Below are 23,498 nucleotides of genomic sequence, written 5' to 3'. Positions count from 1 at the left end.
TCGGTCACGCCGCGGATGATGCGGGGAACCTTTTGGGGAAAGGGTGACAATGCTGCTTTGGCTCGTCGAGCTGGCTGACACCGTGCAGGTGTTCAACCTGTTCCGCTACATTACCTTTAGGACGGGCGCTGCGCTGTTCACCTCGGCCACCATCGTCTTCCTCTTCGGACCGATGATCATCTCCTCGCTGCGCATCCGCCAGGGCAAGGGCCAGCCGATCCGTGCCGACGGACCGCAGACGCATTTCAAGAAGGCCGGCACGCCCACCATGGGCGGCCTGATGATCCTTGCCGGCATCGTCGGCAGCGCGCTGCTCTGGGCCGATCTTTCCAACGTTTATGTGGTCGCGACCCTGCTCGTGACGCTCGGCTTCGGCGCGATCGGCTTCTACGACGACTATCTCAAGGTCACCAAGCAGACGGAGAAGGGCTTTTCCGGCAAGGCGCGCCTCGGCCTCGAATTCATCATCGCGGGCGTGGCGACCTACTTCATGATGCGCGCCTCGCTTGCGACGGGGGCGGCCGGCTCGACCTTCGGCTCCTCCATCGCCTTTCCCTTCGCCAAGGATTTCCTGATCAATCTCGGCATCTTCTTCGTGCTGTTCGGCGGCTTCGTCATCGTTGCCGCCGGCAATGCGGTGAACCTGACGGACGGGCTGGACGGCCTTGCCACGGTTCCCGTCATGATCTCGGCCGCCTCGTTCGGCGTCATCGCCTATCTCGCCGGCAACGCCGTCTTCGCGAACTACCTGCAGATCCATTTCGTGCCCGGCACGGGCGAGCTCGCCGTCGTGCTCGGCGCGGTCATCGGCGCCGGCCTCGGCTTCCTGTGGTTCAACGCCCCGCCGGCCGCCATCTTCATGGGCGACACCGGTTCGCTGGCCCTCGGGGGCCTCATCGGCACGGTCGCCGTCGCCACCAAGCACGAGATCGTCATGGCGATCATCGGCGGCCTCTTCGTCATGGAGACGCTGTCGGTCATCATCCAGGTTGCCTCCTTCAAGCTCACGGGCCGGCGCGTCTTCCTGATGGCGCCGATCCATCACCATTTCGAAAAGAAGGGCTGGACGGAAAGCCAGGTCGTCGTGCGCTTCTGGATCATCGCCGTGGTGCTGGCGCTGGTCGGCCTTTCCACGCTCAAGCTGCGGTGAGCCGGTCATGATCCCCGTCACCACCTTCAAGGGAAAGACGGTCGCGCTCTTCGGGCTCGGTGGCTCCGGCCTTGCGACGGCACTGGCGCTTGCCGCGGGCGGCGCCGAGGTCATCGCCTGGGACGACAGCGCGTCGAGCGTCGAGAATGCGTCGTCCGCCGGCATCCGGACGGGCGACCTGCGCAGGCTCGACTGGAAGGCCGTGGACGCGCTGGTGCTTTCGCCCGGCGTGCCGCTCACCCATCCCAAACCCCATTGGAGCGCGGAACTTGCCCGCGCCGCCGGCGTCGAGATCATCGGCGATGTCGAGCTCTTCGCGCGCGAGCGCCGGGCGCATGCGCCTGACTGCCCCTTCGTCGCCATCACCGGCACGAACGGCAAATCGACCACGACGGCGCTGATCGCCCATATCCTCAAGGCGAGCGGGCGCGATACCCAGCTCGGCGGCAATATCGGCACGGCGGTGCTGACGCTCGATCCGCCGAAGGCCGGCCGCTTCTACGTGGTGGAGTGCTCCTCCTACCAGATCGACCTGGCGCCGACGCTGAACCCGTCCGCCGGCATCCTTCTCAACCTGACGCCCGACCATCTCGACCGCCACGGCTCGATGGAGCACTATGCCGATGTCAAGGAACGTCTTGTCGCCGGCAGCCGGACGGCGCTCGTCGGCGTCGACGACAGTTTCTGCGAGCGCATCGCCGACCGCGTCGAGCGGGCCGGCACGAAGGTCGTGCGCATCTCCAAGCGCAACGTGCTGGCCGACGGCATCTATGCCGATGGCCCGCGCCTCATCCTGGCGCAGGGCGGGGCGACCCGCGTGATCGCGGACCTTTCCCCGATCGAGACCCTGCGCGGCGCCCACAATGCGCAGAACGCCGCCGCCGCCGTCGCCGCGTGCCTTGCGGTCGGCCTCAGTGAGGACGAGATCCGCGCCGGCCTTGCCTCCTTCCCGGGCCTCAGGCACCGCATGCAGCCGGTCGGGCGCAAGGGCGAGACGCTGTTCGTCAACGATTCGAAGGCGACGAATGCCGATGCGGCCGCGCCGGCGCTGTCGAGCTTCGAGCGCATCTACTGGATCGCCGGCGGCGTGCCGAAGGAGGGCGGGATTTCCTCGCTCGGTGCCTTCTTTCCGAAGATCGCCAAGGCCTATCTCATCGGCGAGGCGGCGCCCGCCTTCGCGGCGACGCTCGGCGAGGCCGTGCCCTTCGCGATGTCCGGCACGCTGGAACGGGCGGTCCAGGACGCGGCGGCGGATGCCGAGCGGGAAGGAAACGGCCCGGTTGCCGTTCTGCTCTCCCCGGCTTGCGCAAGCTTCGACCAGTACAAGAACTTTGAAGTCAGGGGTGATGCCTTCGTGAAACACGTTTCGGCGCTGCCGGGCGTGTCCATGCTGGTCGAGGTTTAGGATGGTATCGGGATTTGCGACCTTGCTCCCTGCCTCTCCGTCATCCTCGGGCTTGACCCGAGGATCCATTTGCGCCGTGCGTGCCGCGTGGATCCTCGGGTCAAGCCCGAGGATGACGGAGGAGAGGGAGTGGACGCAGCAGAACCCGAACCGCTCAGTGAGAGGAACGAGACATGGTTAGTCGTGCCGAACGTGGTGCATTGGCGGACTGGTTCTGGACGATAGACCGGTTCTTCCTGGCGGCCTTCATCCTGTTGATGGGCCTTGGCTTCATGCTGTCCTTCGCGGCCAGCCCGCCGGTTGCCGAGCGCCTCGGGCTCGACAGCTTCCACTTCGTCAAGCGCCACGCCGTGTTCCTGATCCCGGCCATCGCGGTGATGTTCGGCATTTCCTTCATGTCGCCCCGCCAGGTGCGGCGCGCGGCGATGATCCTGCTCGTCGTCTCGCTTGCGGCCATGGTGCTGGCGCTGTTCTTCGGCGTCGAGGTCAAGGGCTCGCGGCGCTGGATCTCGATCGGCAGCTTCTCCATCCAGCCGTCCGAATTCATGAAGCCGGCCTTCGTCGTCATCTGCGCCTGGCTTTTTGCCGAACATGCCCGCCAGCCGGAAATCCCCGGCAACCTCTTCGCCATCATCCTCTTCGGCATCGTTGCGGCGCTGCTCGTCGCCCAGCCAGACCTTGGCCAGACCATCCTGACGGCCGCCGTCTGGGGCGGCATGTTCTTCATGGCCGGCATGCCGTGGCTGTGGATCATCGTGCTCGGCGGCGCGGCCGTCGGCGGCCTCCTGACGGCCTACACCTTCCTGCCGCATGTGGCCGGCCGTATCGACAAGTTCCTGACCGGCGAGGGCGACACGTTCCAGATGGACACGGCGCGGGAAGCCATCATCCGCGGCGACTGGTTCGGCCAGGGGCCGGGCGAGGGCACCGTCAAGCGCATCATCCCGGACAGCCATACCGACTTCATCTTCTCCGTCGCGGCCGAGGAGTTCGGCATCCTCTTCTGCATGGTCATCGTCATGATCTTCGCCTTCGTGGTGATGCGCGGGCTCAACCATGCCTTCAAGGAGCGTAACGATTTCACGCGTTTCGCCGTTGCCGGCCTCGTGCTGCAGATCGGCACGCAGTCGATGATCAATATCGGCGTGAACCTCGAGCTGCTGCCGGCCAAGGGCATGACCCTGCCGCTGATCTCCTACGGCGGCTCGTCGATGATCGCGATCTGCGTGACGGCCGGCTTCATCCTGGCGCTGACCCGCCACCGCCCGGAAAAGCGCGCCTCCGAGCGCAGCCTCTTCCGCGGCGGCATCGTGGCGCCTGCGGAGTGACCGGTTCGATGGCGCATGTGGGTTTCACCCCCCTCTGCCCTGCCGGGCATCTCCCCCTCAAGGAGGGAGATCGAATCGTGGCACCGTCTTGCCTCCAGCCGATCTACCCCCCTGAGGGGGAGATGCCCGGCAGGGCAGAGGGGGGTAATGCCTCCGCAACGCACAAGGCATGCACTCCATGAGCAAAGGCATCGTTCTCCTCGCCGCCGGGGGCACCGGCGGCCATCTCTTTCCCGCAGAGGCGCTCGCCCATGAGCTGAAGGCCGGCGGCTGGTCGGTGCATCTCGTCACCGACAGCCGCGCCGAGCGTTTCGCGGGCAAGTTCCCGGCAGACGAGATCCATGTCGTTCCCTCCGCGACGATCGGCTCGAAGAACCCCGTCAGCGTCGTGAAATCGCTCTTCACGCTGTGGAAAGGCATCCGCGTCGCGCGCAGACTGATGGCGCGCCTGCGGCCGAAGGTGGTCGTCGGCTTCGGCGGTTACCCCACCGTCCCGCCGCTTCTCGCCGCGACGGGCATGGGCATCCCCTCGATGATCCACGAGCAGAACGCGGTGATGGGCCGCGCCAACAAGGCGCTGGCGAACCGCGTGAAGGCGATTGCCGGCGGCTTCCTGCCGGAGACGGGCGGGCAATATGCGGCAAAGACGGTGACGACGGGCAATCCGGTCCGCCCCGCCGTGCTCGAAGCCGCAGACATTCCCTACCAGGCCTCGGCGGAGGGCGAATTCCGCCTCGTTGTCTTCGGCGGCAGCCAGGGCGCTCAGTTCTTCTCCAAGGCCATCCCCTCGGCGATCGCGGCGCTGGAACCTGCCGACCGGGCGCGGCTCAGAATCACCCAGCAGGCGCGGCCGGAAGACCGCGACGAGGTCGTGCGCACCTATGGCGAGCTCGGCATTCCGGCCGATGTCTCGCCCTTCTTCACCGACATGGCGTCGCGCATCGGCAACGCCCATCTCGTCATCAGCCGCTCCGGCGCCTCGACGGTCTCCGAAGTCTCGGTCATCGGCCGTCCCGCCATCCTCGTGCCCTATCCCTATGCGCTTGATCACGACCAGGCGGCGAATGCCGCGGCGCTGGCTTCGGGCGGCGGGGCGAAGGTGATCGCGCAAGGAGAGCTTTCGACGGAGCGCCTGGCGGGCATCGTCTCCAAGGCGATGCATGATCCGGCGGGCATGGCGGCCATGGCCGCAAACGCCAGAAAGGCGGGCAAACCGGACGCCGCGCGCTTGCTCGCCTCGATGGTTGAGGCTATTGCGGGCGGCAGGCCCATTGCACAGTTCAAGGGCGCACAATTCAAGGGAGAACGGCCATGAAGATGCCGCAGAGCATAGGGCTCGTTCATTTCATCGGCATTGGCGGCATCGGCATGAGCGGCATTGCCGAGGTGCTGCACAATCTCGGCCACAAGGTGCAGGGCTCCGACCAGGCCGACAGCGCCAATGTGCAGCGCCTGCGCGAGAAGGGCATCGATGTCTTCGTCGGCCACAAGGCGGAAAACCTTGGCGACGCCGAAGTGGTCGTCGTCTCCACCGCCATCAAGAAGAACAACCCGGAACTCGTCGCGGCGCGCGAAAAGCTGCTGCCTGTCGTGCGCCGCGCGGAAATGCTCGCCGAGCTGATGCGCTTCCGCAATGCCATCGCCATCGGCGGCACGCATGGCAAGACGACGACGACCTCGATGGTCGCGACGCTTCTGGAGGCCGGCGGGCTCGACCCGACCGTCATCAATGGCGGCATCATCAACGCCTATGGCACGAACGCGCGCATGGGCGAGGGCGAGTGGATGGTGGTGGAGGCGGACGAATCGGACGGCACCTTCCTGAAGCTGCCCGCCGACATTGCCGTCGTCACCAACATCGACCCGGAACATCTCGATCACTACGGCAATTTCGACGCCGTGCGCGCGGCCTTCCGCCAGTTCGTCGAGAACGTGCCGTTCTACGGCTTCGGCGTCATGTGCCTCGACCATCCGGAAGTGCAGGCCATGGTCAGCCGCATCGAGGACCGCAAGGTCATCACCTATGGCGAGAACCCGCAGGCCGACGTGCGCTTTTCCAATATCCGCATGGACGGCGCGATCTCCGTCTTCGACGTGGAGATCCGCCGCCGCCGCACCGGCCAGGTCATCGCGCTGAAGGACCTGCGCCTGCCGATGCCGGGCCGCCACAACGTTTCCAACGCCACCGCGGCCATCGCCGTTGCCCAGCGTCTCGGCATGTCGCCGGAGGCGATCGCCCGGGGGCTTGCCGGCTTCGGCGGCGTCAAGCGCCGCTTCACGCTGACCGGCAGCTGGAACGGCGTGAACGTCTACGACGACTACGGCCACCACCCGGTCGAGATCAAGGCCGTGCTGCGCGCGGCGCGCGAGGCCTGCGCGGGCCGCGTCATCGCCGTTCACCAGCCGCACCGCTACAGCCGCGTCGCGAGCCTGTTCGAGGAGTTCGCCGGCTGCTTCAACGAGGCCGACACGGTGATGATCGCGCCGATCTATGCGGCGGGCGAGGACCCGATCGAGGGCGTTACCGCGGAGGAGATGGTTTCCCGCATCAAATCCGCCGGCCACCGGGATGCGCGCTTCCTGCCCTCGCCGGAAGCTTTGGCGCCCGTCGTCGCCGGCATTGCAAAGCCCGGTGACTTTGTGGTTCTCTTGGGGGCTGGCAGCATCACGTATTGGGCGCAGGCGCTGCCGAAGGAATTGGCAGGCATTTCGGGGCAGGTGGCATGAAGCAGGTGGATGGTGCGAAACTTCTGGCGTCGTTGGGCGAGGGGATCAAGGAGGTCCGCGGCCGTCTGACGCCCGATGCACCGATGGACCGCGTCACCTGGTTCCGCGCCGGCGGCCTTGCCGAGCTGATGTTCCATCCGCACGACAGCGAGGACCTCGCCACCTTCCTCAAGCTCGTGCCGGAGGAGGTGCCGGTCACCGTGACCGGCGTCGGCTCGAACCTCCTTGTGCGCGACGGCGGCATTCCGGGCGTCGTCATCCGCCTCTCGGCCAAGGGTTTCGGCGATGTCGAGCTTGCGGGCGAGAACCGGATCAAGGCCGGCGCGATCTGCCCGGACAAGAACATCGCCGCCATGGCGCTCGACCACGGCATTGCCGGCTTCGAGTTCTATTACGGCATTCCCGGCTCGATCGGCGGTGCGCTGCGCATGAATGCCGGCGCCAATGGCGGCGAGACCAAGGATCTTGTCGTGGAGGTGCACGCGATCGACCGCAAGGGCAATCCGCATGTGCTGTCCAATGCGGACATGGGCTATACCTATCGCCATTCCGCCGCGCCGTCCGACCTGATCTTCACCCACGCCGTCTTCCAGGGCGCGGCGGGCGACAAGACCGATATCCGCGGCAGGATGGATGCGGTGCGCCAGCACCGCGAGACCGTGCAGCCGATCCGCGAGAAGACCGGCGGCTCGACCTTCAAGAACCCCGAGGGGCATTCGGCCTGGAAGCTGATCGACGAGGCGGGCTGCCGCGGCATGATGATCGGCGGCGCACAGATGTCGCCGATGCACTGCAATTTCATGATCAACACGGGCCAGGCCACCGGCTACGAGCTGGAATATCTCGGCGAGACCGTGCGCAGCCGCGTGCTGGAGCATTCCGGCATCATGCTGCAATGGGAAATCAAGCGCCTCGGCAATTTCATGCCGGGCTACGAGGTCAAGGAGTTCCTGGGCCGCGCAACGGCCTGATCCGACACGATTCTTGCTGGGGCGTTCGAGAAACGCCCTCTCCCCCACAGGCAAGTTCACCGAAACGAAACCGCGTGACGTCGCGCCTCCGGCGCGCGACGGCCCTGCATGCCAGGGTCCTGATGGGGGTATTCATGAACAGGAAACTTGCCGCCGAGTTCATCGGCACGTTCTGGCTCGTCTTCTGCGGCTGCGGCAGCGGGATATTGACTGCTGCCTTTCCGCAGGTCGGCATCGGCCTTGCCGGCGTCTCTCTTGCCGCCGGCATCGCACTGATGGCGATGATCTACACGATCGGCGGCATTTCCGGCGGGCACATGAACCCGGCCGTTTCCGTGGGCCTTGCCGTCGCCGGCCGGTTTCCGGCCGGCCATATCCTGCCCTACATGGTGGCGCAGGTCGCGGGTGCGACGGCGGCGGGCGCCGTTCTCTATCTCATCGCCTCCGGCAAGGCGGGCTTCCGGCCGGGCGGTTTTGCCGCGAACGGCTATGGCGATCTCTCCCCGGGCGGCTATTCGCTGACGGCCGGCCTGGTGAGCGAAGTGGTGCTGATGGCGCTCTTCCTTTTCATCATCCTCGGCTCGACCCATCGCCGCGCGCCGGTGGATGTCGCGCCCATCGTCATCGGCCTCAGCCTGACGGCGATCAACCTCGTTTCGATCCCGGTCACCAACACCTCCCTCAACCCGGCCCGCTCGACGGGCGTTGTCTTCTTTGCCGAGACGGCGGCGCTTTCGCAGCTCTGGCTGTTCTGGCTCGCCCCGATGCTCGGCGCCGTCGTCGGCGCGGCGGCCTGGAGGCTGGTCGGCGAAAGCGGCGCGGCGCAGTCCGATCCCACCCTTGCATTGAAGGCGAATATGCGTGCTTGATTAGCAGGCGCGCAGATTCATTTTCTTCGTTCAGCCCCTGTTCATGCGGGTTTAGCGAAGGCTATGCTCGGTCGCGCGTTGGTTGCGCGATGAAGCCCCGCTCCAGCGGGGTTTTGACCAGGGGGCATTCATGTTCAAGAAACTCTCAGCCGAATTCCTCGGCACGTTCTGGCTCGTCTTCGGCGGTTGCGGCAGCGCGGTGCTGGCCGCCGCCTTCCCGGAGGTCGGCATCGGCCATCTCGGTGTCGCCTTCGCCTTCGGCCTTACGGTGCTCACCATGGCCTATACGGTCGGCGGCATTTCCGGCGGGCACTTCAACCCGGCCGTCTCCGTGGGCCTGACGGTGGCCGGCAAGTTCCCGGCGTCCAGCCTTGTGCCCTATATCGTGGCGCAGGTCGTGGGCGCGGTCGTCGCGGCGGTGGTGCTTTATCTCATCGCTTCCGGCAAGACGGGCTTCCAGGCGGGCGGATTCGCCTCGAACGGGTATGGCGACCTGTCACCCGGCGGCTATTCGCTGACGGCGGCGCTGGTTGCCGAAGTGGTGCTGACGGCCTTCTTCCTCATCATCATCCTCGGTTCGACCCATGGCCGTGCGCCGGTCGGCTTCGCACCGATCGCCATCGGCCTCGGCCTGACGCTGATCCATCTCATCTCGATCCCGGTGACGAACACCTCGGTCAATCCGGCCCGCTCGACCGGCGTCGCGCTCTTTGCCGATACGGCGGCGCTTTCGCAGCTTTGGCTGTTCTGGCTCGCTCCGGTCCTCGGCGCGGTGATCGGCGCGGTGATCTGGAAGGTTGTCGGCGAGGACGACTGATCGCGGAAAAAAAGAACCCGCCGCGTCGCCGCGGCGGGTTTTCTCTCGAAGGTCCCGAAGGGCTCAGACCTCTTCCTTGCCCGAAAGCAGGATGCAGGCCAGCGTGATCACGGCCGATATGCCGAGATAGTAGCCGACATAGGTCATGCCGTAGTTCGCCTGCAGCCACGTCGCGATATAGGGCGCGAGCGAGGCGCCGAAGATGCCGGCGAAGTTGAAGGTGATCGACGAGCCCGTATAGCGCACCTTGGTGGGGAAGGGGGCGGCGAGCGCCGTGCCGATGAGACCGTAGGTCATGCCCATCAGCGCCATGGCGAGAATGACGAAGACGAAGATGCCGCTCTCGCCGCTCGTCATCAGCTCCGGCAGGAGGAACGAGAAGGCGCCGATCAGCACGGTCGTGAGGATCAGCACCTCCCGGCGGCCGAACCTTTCGGCGAGCTTGCCGGCGAAGGGAATGAAGAGGCCGAACAGCACCGAGCCGAGCAGCTGGACTTCCAGCGCCTCGACGAAGGGCAGCTTCAGGACCTTGACATTGTAGGAGAGCAGGTAGGCCGAGCCGATATAGAACAGCACGAAGGTGGCGAGCGCCACGAAGGTGCCGAGCACGAGGCTGCGCTTGTGGTTGCGGAAGAGCTCCACGACCGGGACCTCGACACGCTCCTGCTTTTCGATGGCCTTCTGGAAGGCCGGCGTCTCGGTGATCGACAGGCGAACCCAGAGGCCGACGGCGATCAGCACGATCGAGGCGACGAAGGGGATGCGCCAGCCCCAGGCGAGCAGCGATTCCTGCGACATGACATGCAGCAGCAGCCAGAAGACGCCGGAGGAGAGGAAGAGCCCGACGGGTGCGCCGAGCTGCGGGAACATGCCGTACCAGCTGCGCTTGCCGGGCGGGGCATTTTCCGTCGCCAGCAGCACCGCGCCGCCCCATTCGCCGCCAAGGCCGAAACCCTGGCCGAAGCGGCAAAGCGCCAGGAGCAGCGGCGCGAGAACGCCGATCGTCTCGTAGGAGGGCAGCAAGCCGATGATCACGGTCGAGACGCCCATGGTCAGAAGCGCCGCCACCAGCGTCGTCTTGCGCCCGATGCGGTCGCCATAGTGGCCGAAGACGATCGCGCCGAGCGGGCGGGCGAAGAAGGCGATCGAGAAGGTCGCGAAAGAGGCGAGGAGGGCCGTCGTCGGATCGCTGTTCGGGAAGAACAGCGTCGGGAAGACCAGCACGGCGGCCGTGGCATAGACGTAGAAATCGAAGAATTCGATGGTCGTTCCGACCAGGCTTGCAAAAAGAACGCGCGCCGGGGAGTTGAGCCCAGCGCGGTTGGAATGCGTTGCGGTCGGCGACCCGGAAGCGAGCGTGTCACTCATCAAGGGTGCCTTTTCTTGGTTTTTGAAGCTGTCTTGGGAGGCAGCGGCGGTTTATTACGCCAACCGGGCGGTCAGCGAAACAACAAAAGTACGCAGGCCGGCGAAAAATCGTACTTTTCGTGCGCTGGAGGCGGTGCCTGCGTTTACCAGGGGTTTGCGGCCATGGGCCCGTCCTCCGGCTCCGCTTTAGAGAATTCTAAATTCTTCTTTTTCTTGCGTCGGCCACAACTCTCTGATTCCAGAGAGAGAATCGAAGCGAGACTTGATTCGGGACAGGAAAATTCGCCTCCGGGCGGCTCCGGTTAACGAAAGTAAACGCTTCATTAACCTTAATGACGTTCTAGTGATCCTACCTCGCTGCCCGAGTCGGATCGCAAGCAAATCAGGTCCGCGCAAGGGACGAGCACCAGAGTACGGAATTCAGTTGGGGGTTCTATGAGCGTGAAGCATGTCGCGATGCTGATGGGTGGTTTTTCGTCGGAACGGCCGGTGAGCCTTTCGTCGGGCAACGCCTGCGCCGACGCGCTTGAGGCCGAGGGCTACAAGGTCACCCGCGTCGATGTCGGCCACGACGTCGCGAGCGTGCTTGCCGAACTGAAGCCGGACGTCGCCTTCAATGCGCTGCACGGGCCCTTCGGCGAGGACGGCACCATCCAGGGCATCCTCGAATATCTCCAGATCCCCTATACCCATTCCGGCGTGCTCGCCTCGGCGCTCGCCATGGACAAGGCGCAGGCGAAGATCATAGCCAAGGCCGCCGGCATTCCGATCGCCGAGCAGCGGCTGATGGACCGCTTCGATTTCACCTCGGCGCATCCGATGAAGCCGCCATACGTGGTCAAGCCGGTGCGCGAAGGCTCGTCCTTCGGCGTCGTCATGGTCAAGGAAGACCAGTCGCATCCCCCGCAGATCATCACCTCGTCCGAATGGCGCTATGGCGACAGCGTCATGGTCGAGCGCTACATCTACGGCCGGGAGCTGACCTGCGGCGTCATGGGCGACGTCGCGCTCGGCGTGACGGAAGTGGTGCCGCAGGGCCACGCTTTCTACGACTATGATTCCAAATATGTGAAAGGCGGCTCGAAACACGTCATCCCGGCGCAAATTTCACCGAATATTTACCAAAAAGTTCAAACACTCTCCCTCAAGGCGCATCAAGCGATCGGGTGCCGTGGCGTCAGCCGTTCCGACTTCCGTTACGACGACCGATTCTCCGAGAATGGCGAGCTTATCTGGCTGGAGATCAACACCCAGCCCGGCATGACCCCGACCTCCCTGGTGCCCGAAATGGCCGTTCATGCCGGCCATTCCTTTGGTGAATTCTTGCGGTGGATGGTGGAGGACGCGTCGTGTTTGCGTTGAGCGTCAAGAAGAGCAGGGTGCGCCCCGTCGGGATTCCGGAAACGGAAGCCGGTCGCGTGCTGCCGCGTCCGCTGCGCCGGATCGTCCGGTTCCTGGTCAGCCTCGCGGCCGGCCGCATCCATATTCCGCGCCACACCGGCAGCGTCGCCACCGTGGTGTTCATCGGCGCGACGGGCCTTTACGGCATGTCGCTCGGCGGCCATTCGCAGGATGTCGCCCAGGCCTCGACGACGGCGATCGGCTTTGCCATCGAGGACGTCAAGGTCTCCGGCAACCGCGAGACCTCGGAAATCGACATTCTGGAGCGCCTCGGCCTCGACGGCACGACCTCGCTGGTCGCCCTCGACGTCAAGGAAGCCCGCAAGCAGCTCACCGAACTGCCCTGGGTCGAGGACGCATCGGTGCGGAAAGTCTATCCGGGCACGATCGAGATCGCGCTGAAGGAGCGGGAAGCCTTCGCCATCTGGCAGCACGGCTCCGACCTGTCGCTGATCGAGAAGAACGGCAGCGTCATCGCGCCGCTGCGCGACAACAAGTTCTCGACGCTGCCGCTGTTCGTCGGCCGCGACGCGGAGACGGCTGCCGCTGGTTTTGCCGACGAGTTCGACAACTGGCCGGAAATCAAGGCGCGGGTGAAGGCCTATATCCGGGTCGCCGGCCGTCGCTGGGACTTGAGGCTCGACAACGGCATCGTCGTCAAGCTGCCGGAGCACAACGTGCCGCGCGCCATGGACACGCTGGCGACGCTGGTGGCGGAGCAGGGGATTCTGGAACGGGACATCGCGGCCGTCGATCTTCGGCTTGAAGACCGCACGACGGTCCGTTTGACGGAAGGGGCGCTCGAACGCCGCAATGCGGCGGTCGAGCAGAGAACGAAGGACCTGAAGAAGGCAGCGAAGCGCACATGAGCATTTTCGGTTCGTCCCATTTTGGCCTGCCGCGCTTGAAGCCGCTTTCCTCCAAGCGGGCGCATGTCGTTTCGGTCCTCGACATCGGCTCCACCAAGGTCGTCTGCATGATCGGCCGGCTGACGCCGCGCGCCGAAAGCGAGATCCTTCCCGGCCGCACGCACAATGTCGAGGTCATCGGCATCGGCCACCAGAAATCGCGCGGCGTGAAGAACGGTGTCATCACCGATCTGGATGCCGCCGAAAGCGTCGTGCGCCTTGCCGTCGATGCCGCCGAGCGCATGGCCGGCCTCACCATCGAAAGCCTGATCGTCAACGTCTCGGCCGGCCGCCTGCAGAGCGACGTCTACACCGCGACGATCGATCTCGGCGGCCAGGAGGTCGATGCCAACGACCTGCGCAAGGTGCTCGCCGTCGCCGGCCAGCAGTCGCTGCGCCAGGACCGCGCCATCCTCCATTCGCTGCCGACGGGCTTCTCGCTCGACGGCGAGCGCGGCATCCGCGATCCGCTCTCCATGTTCGGCGACGTGCTCGGCGTCGACATGCATGTGCTGACGGCCGAACGGGCCGCGCTGAAGAACCTCGAACTCTGCATCAACCGTGCGCACCTCTCCGTCGAGGGCATGGTGGCGACGCCCTATGCGAGCGGCCTTTCGGCCCTCGTCGACGACGAGGTCGAGCTCGGCTGCGCCTCGATCGACATGGGCGGTGGCACGACGACGATCTCCGTGTTCGCCGAAGGCAAGCTGGTGCATTCCGATGCCGTCTCGCTCGGCGGCCACCACGTCACGACGGACCTCGCGCGTGGCCTGTCGACCCGCATCGAGGATGCCGAACGCCTGAAGGTCGTGCACGGTTCGGCCCTGCCGAACGCCAGCGACGAGCGCGACATCGTCACCGTCCCGCCGATCGGCGAGGACGACCGCGACCAGCCGACCCACGTGCCGCGCGCGCTGCTGTCCCGCATCGTCAGGGCGCGCATCGAAGAGACGCTCGAACTCATCCGCGACCGCATCCAGCGCTCCGGCTTCTCGCCGATCGTCGGCAAGCGGATCGTGCTGACGGGCGGCGCCAGCCAGCTCACCGGCCTGCCGGAAGCGGCCCGCCGCATCCTTGCCCGTAATGTCCGCATCGGCCGCCCGCTCGGCGTCTCCGGCCTGCCGACGGCGGCCAAGGGGCCGGCCTTTTCGACGGCGGTGGGGCTGATGATCTATCCGCAGGTCGCGGAACTGGAAGAACACGCTGTGCAGGGCGGCATGCTCTCGCAGCTGACGGGTGGCAACGGCCGCATCGCCCGCATGGGCCAGTGGCTGAAGGAGAGTTTCTGACGGGTTTCCCGGCGGCGTTACGGCCGGGAAAGACCGACACTAGAGTTTTGGGAATAGACCGGCTGGGCGAAGCAGCCGGAAACGAAAGGAACACTGCAATGACTATCAAGCTCCAGAAGCCGGACATCACCGAGCTGAAGCCCCGCATCACCGTCTTCGGTGTCGGCGGGGGCGGTGGCAATGCTGTCAACAACATGATCACCGCGGGCCTGGAAGGCGTCGATTTCGTCGTCGCCAACACCGATGCCCAGGCGCTGACCATGACCAAGGCTTCGCGGATCATCCAGATGGGCGTCGCCGTCACGGAAGGCCTCGGCGCCGGCTCGCAGCCGGAGGTCGGCCGCGCCGCCGCGGAAGAGTGCATCGACGAGATCATCGATCACCTGAACGGCACCCACATGTGCTTCGTCACCGCCGGCATGGGCGGCGGCACGGGCACGGGCGCAGCGCCGGTCGTCGCGCAGGCGGCCCGCAACAAGGGCATCCTGACCGTCGGCGTCGTCACCAAGCCGTTCCACTTCGAGGGCGGCCGCCGCATGCGTCTTGCCGAAGAGGGCATCCAGGAACTGCAGAAGTCGGTCGACACGCTGATCGTCATCCCGAACCAGAACCTCTTCCGCATCGCCAACGACAAGACCACCTTTGCCGACGCCTTCGCGATGGCCGACCAGGTGCTCTATTCGGGCGTCGCCTGCATCACCGACCTCATGGTCAAGGAAGGCCTCATCAACCTCGACTTCGCCGACGTCCGCTCGGTGATGCGCGAGATGGGCCGCGCCATGATGGGCACGGGCGAAGCTTCGGGCGAGGGCCGCGCCATGGCCGCCGCGGAAGCGGCGATCGCCAACCCGCTGCTCGACGAAACCTCGATGAAGGGCGCGCAGGGCCTCCTGATCTCGATCACCGGCGGCCGTGACCTCACCCTCTTCGAAGTCGACGAAGCGGCGACCCGCATCCGCGAGGAAGTCGATCCGGACGCAAACATCATTCTCGGCGCAACCTTCGACGAAGAGCTCGAAGGCCTGATCCGCGTCTCCGTTGTTGCAACCGGCATCGACCGCGCGGCCTCGGAGGTGGCTGCACGTCATGCTGACTTTCGCAGCCACAGCAAGCCGGTAGTCCGCCCCGCCGCCGTTCCGGCCCAGCCGCAGGTCCAGGCCGCAGCGCCGCAGCCCCAGCCGGTCCCGCAGCCCGTCATGCAGCAGCCGGTCGCCCAGCAGCCGGTCGTCGATCCGATCGCCGAGGCCATCCGCGCCTCGGAGGAGAACCTTGAGCGGGAACTCGCCATTCCGGTGAACCGTCCGGCTCCGGTGCAGCAGCCGGTGGCTTCCGTCCAGGAAGAGCCGCGCCTGCAGAACCGCCTGTTCGCCGCCCCGGCCGAGACGCCGGTGCAGCGCCCGGTCCAGCAGCAGCCGATGCAGCAGGCCCCGGTCATGCAGCAGCGCGTCGAGCCGTCCGCTCCGATCATCCGTCAGGAGCCGCAGACGATGCGCATGCCGAAGATCGAGGATTTCCCGCCCGTCGTGCAGGCCGAGATCGACCACCGCGCCGCCCAGCAGCCGGTCGCCTCGCACAGCGAAGAGCGCGGCCCGATGGGCCTCCTCAAGCGCCTGACGTCCTCGCTCGGCCGTCACGAGGAGCCGCAGGCCGCCCAGGAGCCGGCACCGCAGGCCCAGCAGCAGCGCCGTCCGCTGTCGGCCGAAGCCAGCCTCTACGCCCCGCGCCGCGGCCAGCTCGACGATCATGGCCGCGCCAATCCGCAGCCGCGTTCGCTCGGTGAGGATGACCAGCTCGAAATTCCGGCGTTCCTGCGCCGCCAGTCGAACTGAGGCCTTCCCCGGAGCCCGTTGACAGAATGCCCGGACCGTGGTCCGGGCATTTTTGATTCTTGTCTAAATTCAAGAGTTTGCCGTTGATGTGGAGCGTAACAAAACGAAAGAAACAGTGATTTGTGTAACCCTGAGGGACCTACTACATTCACACTAGGCACAGGGGCCAGTCAGGGATCGGATGCCGGCATCACGCCGGAGCGCATCAAATCACTCCAGACGTTGAGGCGGACTTGTCGGTGGGCGCAACGCGCCCGGCCAAGGGTTTCCTTGGGCCAATGAAATACCGGGGCTCCCGCGAGCCCGTGAAATAAGAATGTCGGCGAAGAATGAGCCGACAGTAAGACGAGGCGAATGCACATGACGATCGGTATGCTCGGTTTCCAGACGACGATTGCGAGCCCGGTGACGATTGCCGGCACGGGCGTCCATTCCGGCGCGGCCGTATCGATCACCTTCAACCCGGCCGAAGCCGACAGCGGCATCCTGTTCCAGCGCCTGCACGACGACGGCACCGTCAGCGAGTACCGCGCGGTCTCCGCGCAGGTCGGCAACACGGACCTGTGCACCGTGCTCGGCTTCACGCCCGCGACGTCGATCGCCACTGTCGAGCACGTCATGGCCGCGCTCTATGCGCTCGGTCTCGATAATGTCCTCATCGAGGTCCACGGCGCCGAAATGCCGATCATGGACGGCAGCTCTGCCCCCTTCATCGATGCGATCGACCAGGTCGGCCTCATCCCGCTCGCCGTCAAGCGCCGCTATATCCGCATCGTCAAGCCGGTGCGCGTCGAGGCCGGCGCTTCCTGGGCCGAGTTCTCGCCCTATGACGGCACGCGATTCGAGGTCGAGATCGATTTCGATTGCCCGCTGATCGGCCGCCAGGCCTGGAAGGGCGACCTGACGCCGATGGCCTTCCGCAGCGAATTGTCGCGCGCCCGCACCTTCGGTTTCATGCGCGATGTGGAAAAGCTCTGGGCCTCCGGCCATGCGCTCGGCTCGTCGCTGGAAAATTCCGTCGTCATCTCCGACGACAACACCGTGATCAATGTCGAGGGCCTGCGCTACGCGAAGGACGAGTTCGTGCGTCACAAGACGCTCGATGCCGTGGGCGACCTTGCGCTTGCCGGCGCGCAGTTCATCGGCTGCTACCGCTCCTATCGCGGCGGCCACAGGATGAACGCCCATGCGCTGAAGGCGCTGCTCAGCGACCGCACGGCCTACGAGGTCGTCGAAGCCTCCGCGCCGCGCTCGCGCGCCGGCCAGCGCGAGCTGATCGCCGTCAACGCCCCCGAGTTTGCGCCCTGGTCCCTGTAAGGCGTGCGCTTCCAGACAGCCTTGCCATAAAAATGCGTTAATGCGCCGGCATGGCGTTGCGGTCTTCACGCATTTGGAGATACAACGCGGGGCGCGCGCGGCGGGTTACCGCACCGCGTCCGTTGAACTGGGATTGTCACATGGTTGTTGCAGGGTCTGTTGGTGTGAAGAAGACGGCGCGCATTGTCTATCTTACGCTTTTTGCGGCGGCTTCGCCTGTCGTCCTTTCCGCGTGCCAGTCGGATCCGGACATCGACATCACCAAGCTGACCGGCGAGACCGAACCGGCCGACAAGCTCTACAACCAGGGCCTTGCCAACCTCAATGCCGGCAAGGTGGGCGAGGCGAGCCGCAAGTTCGAGGCCGTCGACCGCCAGCATCCGTTCTCCGAGGAAGCGCGCAAGGCGCTCGTCATGTCGGCCTTCACGAATTACCGTCAGGGCCGCAACGAGGAGGCGATCGCCGCCGGCAAACGCTATCTCAACCTCTATCCGGGTTCGGAAGACGCGGCCTATGCGCAATACATCGTCGGCCTTGCCTACTGGAAGCAGATCCCGAGCGTGACGCAGGACCAGCGCGCCTCGGCGCAGACGCTGGAAGCCATGCAGGCCGTCGTCGAGAACTATCCCGATTCGGAATATGTCGAGGACGCGCAGACCAAGATGCGCTTTGCCCGCGACCAGCTCGCCGGCAAGGAAATGCAGGTCGGCCGCTACTATCTCGAGCGCAAGGAATATATCGCGGCCGCCAGCCGCTTCCGCGTCGTCGTCGAGAAATATCCGATGACCAACCAGATCGAGGAAGCGCTCGCCCGTCTCGTCGAGACCTATTACGCCATGGGCGTGGATACGGAAGCGCAGACGGCGGCGGCGGTGCTCGGCCATAACTATCCCGACAGCCAGTGGTATGCCGACAGCTACAAGCTGCTTCAATCGAAGGGGCTGGAGCCGCGCGAAAATACCGGATCCTGGATTTCCCGCGCCGGCAAGAACCTGCTCGGCGTCTGACCGAAGAGCAAACACCGCATGCTGGCGCAGCTTTCGATCCGCGATATCGTCCTGATCGAACGGCTCGACCTCGCTTTCGAGCCGGGCCTTTCCGTGCTGACGGGCGAGACGGGTGCCGGCAAGTCCATTCTTCTCGACAGTCTTTCGCTGGCGCTCGGCGGGCGGGGCGACGGCTCGCTGGTGCGTCACGGCCTGGAGCGCGGCCAGGTGACGGCCGTCTTCGACGTGCCGCACGGCCATGCCGCCCGCGCGCTGCTGCGCGACAACGGCATCGATGACGACGGCGACCTGATCTTCCGCCGCCAGCAATCCGCCGACGGACGCACCAAGGCCTTCGTCAACGACCAGCCGGTCTCCGTGCAGCTGATGCGCCAGGCCGGCCAGCGTCTCGTCGAGATCCACGGCCAGCATGACGACCGCGCGCTCGTCGACACCGATGCGCACCGCCTGCTGCTCGATGCCTTCGGCGGCCTTGGCGAGGCGGCTGCTGATGTCGGCACGCTCTATCATCAGTGGAAGGAAGCCGAGCGCACGCTGCGCCGCCACCGCGAGAAGGTGGAGGCGGCGGCCCGCGAGGCCGATTACCTGCGCTCCTCCGTCGAGGAGCTTGAAATCCTCTCGCCGCAGGACGGGGAGGAGGATGTGCTGGCGGAAACCCGCGCGCGGATGATGAAGGCCGAGCGCATTGCCGGCGACATCAACGAGGCGAGCGAGTTCCTGAACGGCAATGCCTCGCCCGTGCCGCTCATCGCCGCGCTCGTGCGCCGGCTGGAGCGCAAGAGCCACGAGGCGCCGGGCCTGCTGGAGGAAACGGTCGAACTGCTCGACCAGGCGCTGAACCAGCTTTCCGACGCGCAGATGGCCGTCGAGGTGGCGTTGCGCAAGACCGAATACGACCCCAAGGAGCTGGAGCGCACGGAAGAGCGCCTCTTCGCGTTGCGCGCGGCCGCCCGCAAATATTCCGTACCCGTCACCGGCCTTCCGGCGCTCGCCGCCAAGATGATCGCCGACCTTGCCGATCTCGATGCGGGCGAGGAGAAGCTGGTGCGGCTTCAGGGCCGTCTTGCCGAGACGCGTGCCGCCTTCGACCAGGCCGCCCGCGCGCTTTCGGACAAGCGCCACCATGCGGCAGAGGCGCTCGCCGCCGCGGTGATGGCGGAACTGCCGGCGCTGAAGCTGGAGCGTGCGCGCTTCACCGTCGAGATCACCACCGACCCGGAAGGCGGCGCGGAGGAGGGGATCGACACGGTCGAATTCCACGTCCAGACCAATCCCGGCACGCGCCCCGGCCCGATCATGAAGGTCGCCTCCGGCGGCGAGCTCTCGCGTTTCCTGCTGGCGCTGAAGGTGGCGCTCGCCGATCGCGGCTCCGCGCCGACCCTCGTCTTCGACGAAATCGACGCCGGAGTCGGCGGCGCGGTGGCCGATGCCATCGGCCAGCGGCTGAAGCGGCTCTCTTCGACCGTGCAAGTGCTCTCCGTCACCCACGCCCCGCAGGTCGCGGCCCGCGCGGCGACGCATCTGCTCATCTCCAAGGGACCTGTCGAAGGCAGCGAGACGGTCGCCACCCGCGTCGCCCGGATGGATGACGGCGCCCGCACCGAGGAGATCGCCCGCATGCTGGCCGGTGCCTCGGTGACGGACGAGGCGAGGGCGGCCGCGGCGCGGCTGCTGTCGGGTGGGGTGTAGGCGGCGCGGGCTTTGCCAGCGTAGCGTTTCTGCGGCCACCCCCTCTGCCCTGCCGGGCATCTCCCCCACAAGGAGGGAGATCGGCAAGCGGCTGGAACCTTGCTCAAATTGAGTCGCTGAAGGTGGGCAGAATGTCGCTCCATCCAATCTTCCCCCTTGTGGGGGAGATGCCCGGCAGGGCAGAGGGGGGTGGCCAACACTGCGATGCTCGATTGAACAGTCGCCCACGCCATCTTTCCTTTCGTCAGCTTTTCTCTAAAACCGGTGGCGTAATCCGGAGCAGGCCATGGCAAATGTGAAAACCCCCGTCGAGCATCTCACCGAAGAAGAGGCTGCAGCCGAGCTTGCCTATCTGGCGGCGGAAATCGCGCGCCATGACGAACTTTATCACGGCCAGGACGCGCCGGAGATCTCGGACGCCGACTACGACGCGCTGAAGCGGCGCAACGAGGCGATCGAAGCGCGGTTCCCGGCGCTCGTCCGCGACGACAGTCCGTCGCGCCGGGTGGGCTCCGCGCCGCTGCCGACCTTCGCGCCGATCACCCATTCGCGCCCGATGCTCTCGCTCGACAACACGTTCTCCGACGAGGACGTCCGGGATTTCGTCGCCTCCGTCTACCGCTTCCTCGGCCGCCTGCCGGACGATTCGATCGCCTTTACCGCCGAGCCGAAGATCGACGGCCTTTCCATGTCGATCCGCTACGAGAACGGGCGCCTCACGACGGCGGCGACGCGCGGCGACGGCACGACGGGCGAGAACGTCACCGCCAACGTGCTCACCATCGCAGAAATCCCGAACCGCCTGCCGGCCGGCGCGCCGGATGTCGTGGAGGTGCGCGGCGAGGTCTACATGGCCAAGAGCGACTTCCTGGCGCTCAACGAGAAGATGGCGGCGGAGGGCAAGCAGACCTATGTCAACCCGCGCAACACGGCGGCGGGTTCGCTGCGCCAGCTCGACGCGAGCGTCACGGCGAGCCGCAAGCTGCGTTTCTTCGCCTATGCTTGGGGCGAGATGTCGGCGATGCCGGCGGATACGCAATACGGCATGATCGAGACCCTGAAGAGCTGGGGTTTCCCCGTCAACCCGCTGACCAGGCGGCTTTCCCGCGTCGACGACATCATCGCGCATTACCGGGAGATCGGCCTTGCCCGCCCGGATCTCGACTACGACATCGACGGCGTCGTCTACAAGGTGGACGAGCTCGCGCTGCAGGAGCGCCTCGGTTTCCGCTCCCGCTCGCCGCGCTGGGCGACGGCGCACAAGTTCCCGGCCGAGCAGGCCTTCACCACCGTCGAGAAGATCGACATCCAGGTCGGCCGCACCGGCGCGCTGACGCCCGTCGCGCGGCTGACGCCCGTCACGGTCGGCGGCGTGGTCGTCACCAATGCGACGCTGCACAATGCCGACTATATCGAGGGCATCGGCAACAGCGGCGAGCGCATCCGCGCGGAGGATCATGACATCCGCATCGGCGACACGGTCATCGTGCAGCGCGCGGGCGACGTGATTCCGCAGGTGCTGGACGTGGTGATGGAAAAGCGGCCGGCGGAGGCGCAGCGCTACGAATTCCCGAAGACCTGCCCGGTCTGCGGCAGCCATGCCGTGCGCGAGCGCAACGAGAAGACGGGCCGGCTCGATTCCGTCACGCGCTGCACGGGCGGTTTCGTCTGCCGCGCGCAGGCGGTGGAGCACCTGAAGCATTTCGTCTCGCGCAACGCCTTCGACATCGAGGGGCTGGGCGCCAAGCAGATCGATTTCTTCTTCGCGGCGGAAGATCCGTCGCTGACGATCCGCACCGCGCCGGACATCTTCACGCTGGAGAAGCGGCAGGCCGATTCGCTTACCAAGCTGGAGAACATCGACGGTTTCGGCAAGGTCAGCGTACGCAAGCTCTATGACGCCATCGATGCCCGCCGGTCGATCGCGCTCAACCGCTTCATCTATGCGCTCGGCATCCGCCATGTCGGCGAGACCAATGCCAAGCTCCTGGCGCGTGCCTACGGAACCTATGCGGCTTTCGAGGAGGGCATGAAGGCCTCCGTCTCGCTCTCCGGCGAGGCGTGGAACGAGCTCAACAGCATCGACGGCATCGGCGAGGTCGTCGCCCGGGCGATGGTCGAGTTCTACAAGGAGCCGCGCAACCTTGATGTGATCGACCGGCTGTTGCAGGAGGTGACGCCGGAGGCGGCCGAGGTGGTCGTGGCAAGCTCGAGCCCGGTCGCCGGCAAAACGGTGGTGTTCACCGGCTCGCTGGAAAAGATGACGCGCGACGAGGCGAAGGCCATGGCCGAGCGACTGGGCGCCAAGGTGGCGGGCTCGGTCTCCAAGAAGACGGATCTCGTGGTGGCGGGGCCGGGCGCCGGCTCCAAGCTCGACAAGGCACGGGAGTTCAACGTCGAGGTGATCGACGAAGACGGCTGGTTCGAGCGGATCAAGGCACCGTGACGGTCGAGCCGCGCACGAGGAAGCGGCCATCGAAGGTCATCGGCACGCCTTGGCCTTCGTTGTAGTCGCGCGTGCCGCCGAGATAGGCATGCATGTGCAGGTGCGGCTCGGAGGAATTGCCCGAATTGCCGACGCGCCCGAGCGTCTCGCCCTTCGTGACGATCGCGCCGTCGGCGACCACGATGGAGCCCTTGCGGAAATGGGCGAGCAGGATGCGCGCCGTGCCGCAGGCGAGGATGACGTGGTTGCCCGCCGGCGCCTCGGTGTTCGTCTCGGAAATGCGGTTGTCGTCGATCCCGTCATGGGTGGATATGGCAATGCCGTTGCAGGGGCTCTTCACCTCGCGGTCGTAGATCGCGTAGTCCGAAAGGTTCTCCGGCATCAGCCCTGCCGCGCGCATGCCGAAGCCGTTAAGTGCGACGATGTCGAGGGCGAAGCGCTGGCTCTGGCTGCCGTGGTGGTGGTTGATCGACGCCGTGCCGCCGCCCTGGCCGACATAGTAGGTGCCGGCGCCAAAGGGAAAGGCGAGATCGACCGCCGTGTCCTGATAGCCGTAGCCGGAGAGCGCCCGCGCCGTCAGCGCAAGGAAGAACACGGCCATGGCCGCGGTGAAACCATGCGTGCGCAGCACCGAGGATGAAGCGTTCCAGCGGCGGCGACGCACGCGCAGATAGGAAAGGCCGGTCGCCGCGACGAAGGCGGCCGGCAGCAGGAGGGTCAGCGCCGTGCCCAGGAAATCCCAGCGCCCGATGACGGTGACGAAGGCGAAATAGGCCGCGCCGTAGACCACGCGCGTGAGCCAGCCGAGCCGGTCGGCCGGGCTCGGCAGCCAGAGCCAGAGCAGAAAGAAGGCTGGAAGAAGGATCTGGGTGATCAGCAGAATGAGAATGGGCCATTCCATGGGGAAGAACCTTGTGGGATCGGCCATGTCCTTTCATCTGCGGACACGGATACTTGTGCTCTGTTCAATCCCCGGC

At 65.9% G+C, this 23,498-nt stretch carries 18 protein-coding genes; 16 read left to right on the top strand and 2 right to left on the bottom strand.

The window, feature by feature from the left end; translation table 11 throughout:
- The first annotated feature begins 49 nt into the window (after positions 1-49).
- The 8 genes from mraY (at position 50) to aqpZ (WMC41_RS12565) (ending at position 9,267) form a co-directional block, all read left to right on the top strand.
- Positions 50-1,150, top strand: coding sequence for a phospho-N-acetylmuramoyl-pentapeptide-transferase (mraY, locus tag WMC41_RS12600; protein ID WP_244766787.1), 1,101 nt, complete (start codon positions 50-52; stop codon positions 1,148-1,150).
- Positions 1,151-1,157: 7 nt separating this feature from the next.
- Positions 1,158-2,555, top strand: coding sequence for a UDP-N-acetylmuramoyl-L-alanine--D-glutamate ligase (murD, locus tag WMC41_RS12595; protein ID WP_432343601.1), 1,398 nt, complete (start codon positions 1,158-1,160; stop codon positions 2,553-2,555).
- Between the two features lie 173 nt (positions 2,556-2,728).
- Positions 2,729-3,883 (top strand): putative lipid II flippase FtsW, encoded by a 1,155-nt coding sequence (ftsW, locus tag WMC41_RS12590; RefSeq protein WP_244766785.1) that lies wholly within the window; start codon positions 2,729-2,731, stop codon positions 3,881-3,883.
- Between the two features lie 178 nt (positions 3,884-4,061).
- Positions 4,062-5,198: an undecaprenyldiphospho-muramoylpentapeptide beta-N-acetylglucosaminyltransferase gene (gene murG, locus WMC41_RS12585; protein WP_432343599.1), complete on the top strand. Its 1,137-nt coding sequence runs from the start codon at positions 4,062-4,064 to the stop codon at positions 5,196-5,198.
- A complete protein-coding gene (gene murC / locus WMC41_RS12580) occupies positions 5,195-6,610 on the top strand; it encodes a UDP-N-acetylmuramate--L-alanine ligase (protein WP_432343596.1) in 1,416 nt (471 codons plus the stop codon). The genes murG and murC overlap by 4 nt, the downstream gene beginning before the upstream one ends.
- A complete protein-coding gene (gene murB, locus WMC41_RS12575) occupies positions 6,607-7,581 on the top strand; it encodes a UDP-N-acetylmuramate dehydrogenase (protein WP_288079936.1) in 975 nt (324 codons plus the stop codon). The genes murC and murB overlap by 4 nt, the downstream gene beginning before the upstream one ends.
- Before the next feature lie 134 nt (positions 7,582-7,715).
- The gene (gene aqpZ / locus WMC41_RS12570; protein ID WP_272805851.1) at positions 7,716-8,450 is read left to right on the top strand and encodes an aquaporin Z; all 735 of its coding nucleotides are present in this window, start codon (positions 7,716-7,718) and stop codon (positions 8,448-8,450) included.
- A 130-nt stretch (positions 8,451-8,580) separates the two neighbouring features.
- Entirely contained in the window at positions 8,581-9,267 is a 687-nt protein-coding gene (gene aqpZ / locus WMC41_RS12565) for an aquaporin Z (protein ID WP_244766780.1), read from the top strand.
- Positions 9,268-9,330: 63 nt separating this feature from the next.
- Here the strand turns inward: aqpZ (WMC41_RS12565) and WMC41_RS12560 are convergent, their stop codons facing one another.
- A complete protein-coding gene (locus WMC41_RS12560) occupies positions 9,331-10,635 on the bottom strand; it encodes an MFS transporter (RefSeq protein WP_272805850.1) in 1,305 nt (434 codons plus the stop codon).
- Positions 10,636-11,070: 435 nt separating this feature from the next.
- On the opposite strand from WMC41_RS12560, the gene WMC41_RS12555 reads away from it, so the two are divergent.
- The 8 genes from WMC41_RS12555 to ligA all read left to right on the top strand — a co-directional run bounded on the left by WMC41_RS12555 (position 11,071) and on the right by ligA (position 22,521).
- Positions 11,071-11,997, top strand: a complete 927-nt coding sequence (locus tag WMC41_RS12555; protein WP_244766779.1) for a D-alanine--D-alanine ligase — start codon at positions 11,071-11,073, stop codon at positions 11,995-11,997.
- On the top strand, positions 11,985-12,905 hold the full coding sequence (locus WMC41_RS12550) for a cell division protein FtsQ/DivIB (RefSeq protein ID WP_432343592.1): 921 nt from the start codon (positions 11,985-11,987) through the stop codon (positions 12,903-12,905). Before WMC41_RS12555 ends, WMC41_RS12550 begins: the two co-directional genes overlap by 13 nt.
- Positions 12,902-14,233: a cell division protein FtsA gene (gene ftsA, locus WMC41_RS12545; protein ID WP_244766777.1), complete on the top strand. Its 1,332-nt coding sequence runs from the start codon at positions 12,902-12,904 to the stop codon at positions 14,231-14,233. Before WMC41_RS12550 ends, ftsA begins: the two co-directional genes overlap by 4 nt.
- A gap of 98 nt (positions 14,234-14,331) precedes the next feature.
- Positions 14,332-16,062, top strand: a complete 1,731-nt coding sequence (gene ftsZ, locus WMC41_RS12540; protein WP_272805848.1) for a cell division protein FtsZ — start codon at positions 14,332-14,334, stop codon at positions 16,060-16,062.
- A 360-nt stretch (positions 16,063-16,422) separates the two neighbouring features.
- Positions 16,423-17,379: a UDP-3-O-acyl-N-acetylglucosamine deacetylase gene (gene lpxC, locus WMC41_RS12535; RefSeq protein WP_288079939.1), complete on the top strand. Its 957-nt coding sequence runs from the start codon at positions 16,423-16,425 to the stop codon at positions 17,377-17,379.
- Between the two features lie 140 nt (positions 17,380-17,519).
- The gene (locus tag WMC41_RS12530; RefSeq protein WP_244766774.1) at positions 17,520-18,386 is read left to right on the top strand and encodes an outer membrane protein assembly factor BamD; all 867 of its coding nucleotides are present in this window, start codon (positions 17,520-17,522) and stop codon (positions 18,384-18,386) included.
- An 18-nt stretch (positions 18,387-18,404) separates the two neighbouring features.
- Positions 18,405-20,075, top strand: a complete 1,671-nt coding sequence (recN, locus tag WMC41_RS12525; protein WP_432343587.1) for a DNA repair protein RecN — start codon at positions 18,405-18,407, stop codon at positions 20,073-20,075.
- A 286-nt stretch (positions 20,076-20,361) separates the two neighbouring features.
- Positions 20,362-22,521, top strand: coding sequence for an NAD-dependent DNA ligase LigA (gene ligA / locus WMC41_RS12520; protein ID WP_432343584.1), 2,160 nt, complete (start codon positions 20,362-20,364; stop codon positions 22,519-22,521).
- Here the strand turns inward: ligA and WMC41_RS12515 are convergent.
- Positions 22,508-23,449, bottom strand: coding sequence for a M23 family metallopeptidase (locus tag WMC41_RS12515; protein ID WP_288079942.1), 942 nt, complete (start codon positions 23,447-23,449; stop codon positions 22,508-22,510). The two genes, ligA and WMC41_RS12515, sit on opposite strands and share 14 nt — an antisense overlap.
- Positions 23,450-23,498: the final 49 nt, after the last annotated feature.

The organism is Shinella yambaruensis, from assembly GCF_050859155.1.
Classification (GTDB): domain Bacteria; phylum Pseudomonadota; class Alphaproteobacteria; order Rhizobiales; family Rhizobiaceae; genus Shinella; species Shinella yambaruensis.
This window is presented reverse-complemented; position numbering and strand designations above follow the sequence as displayed.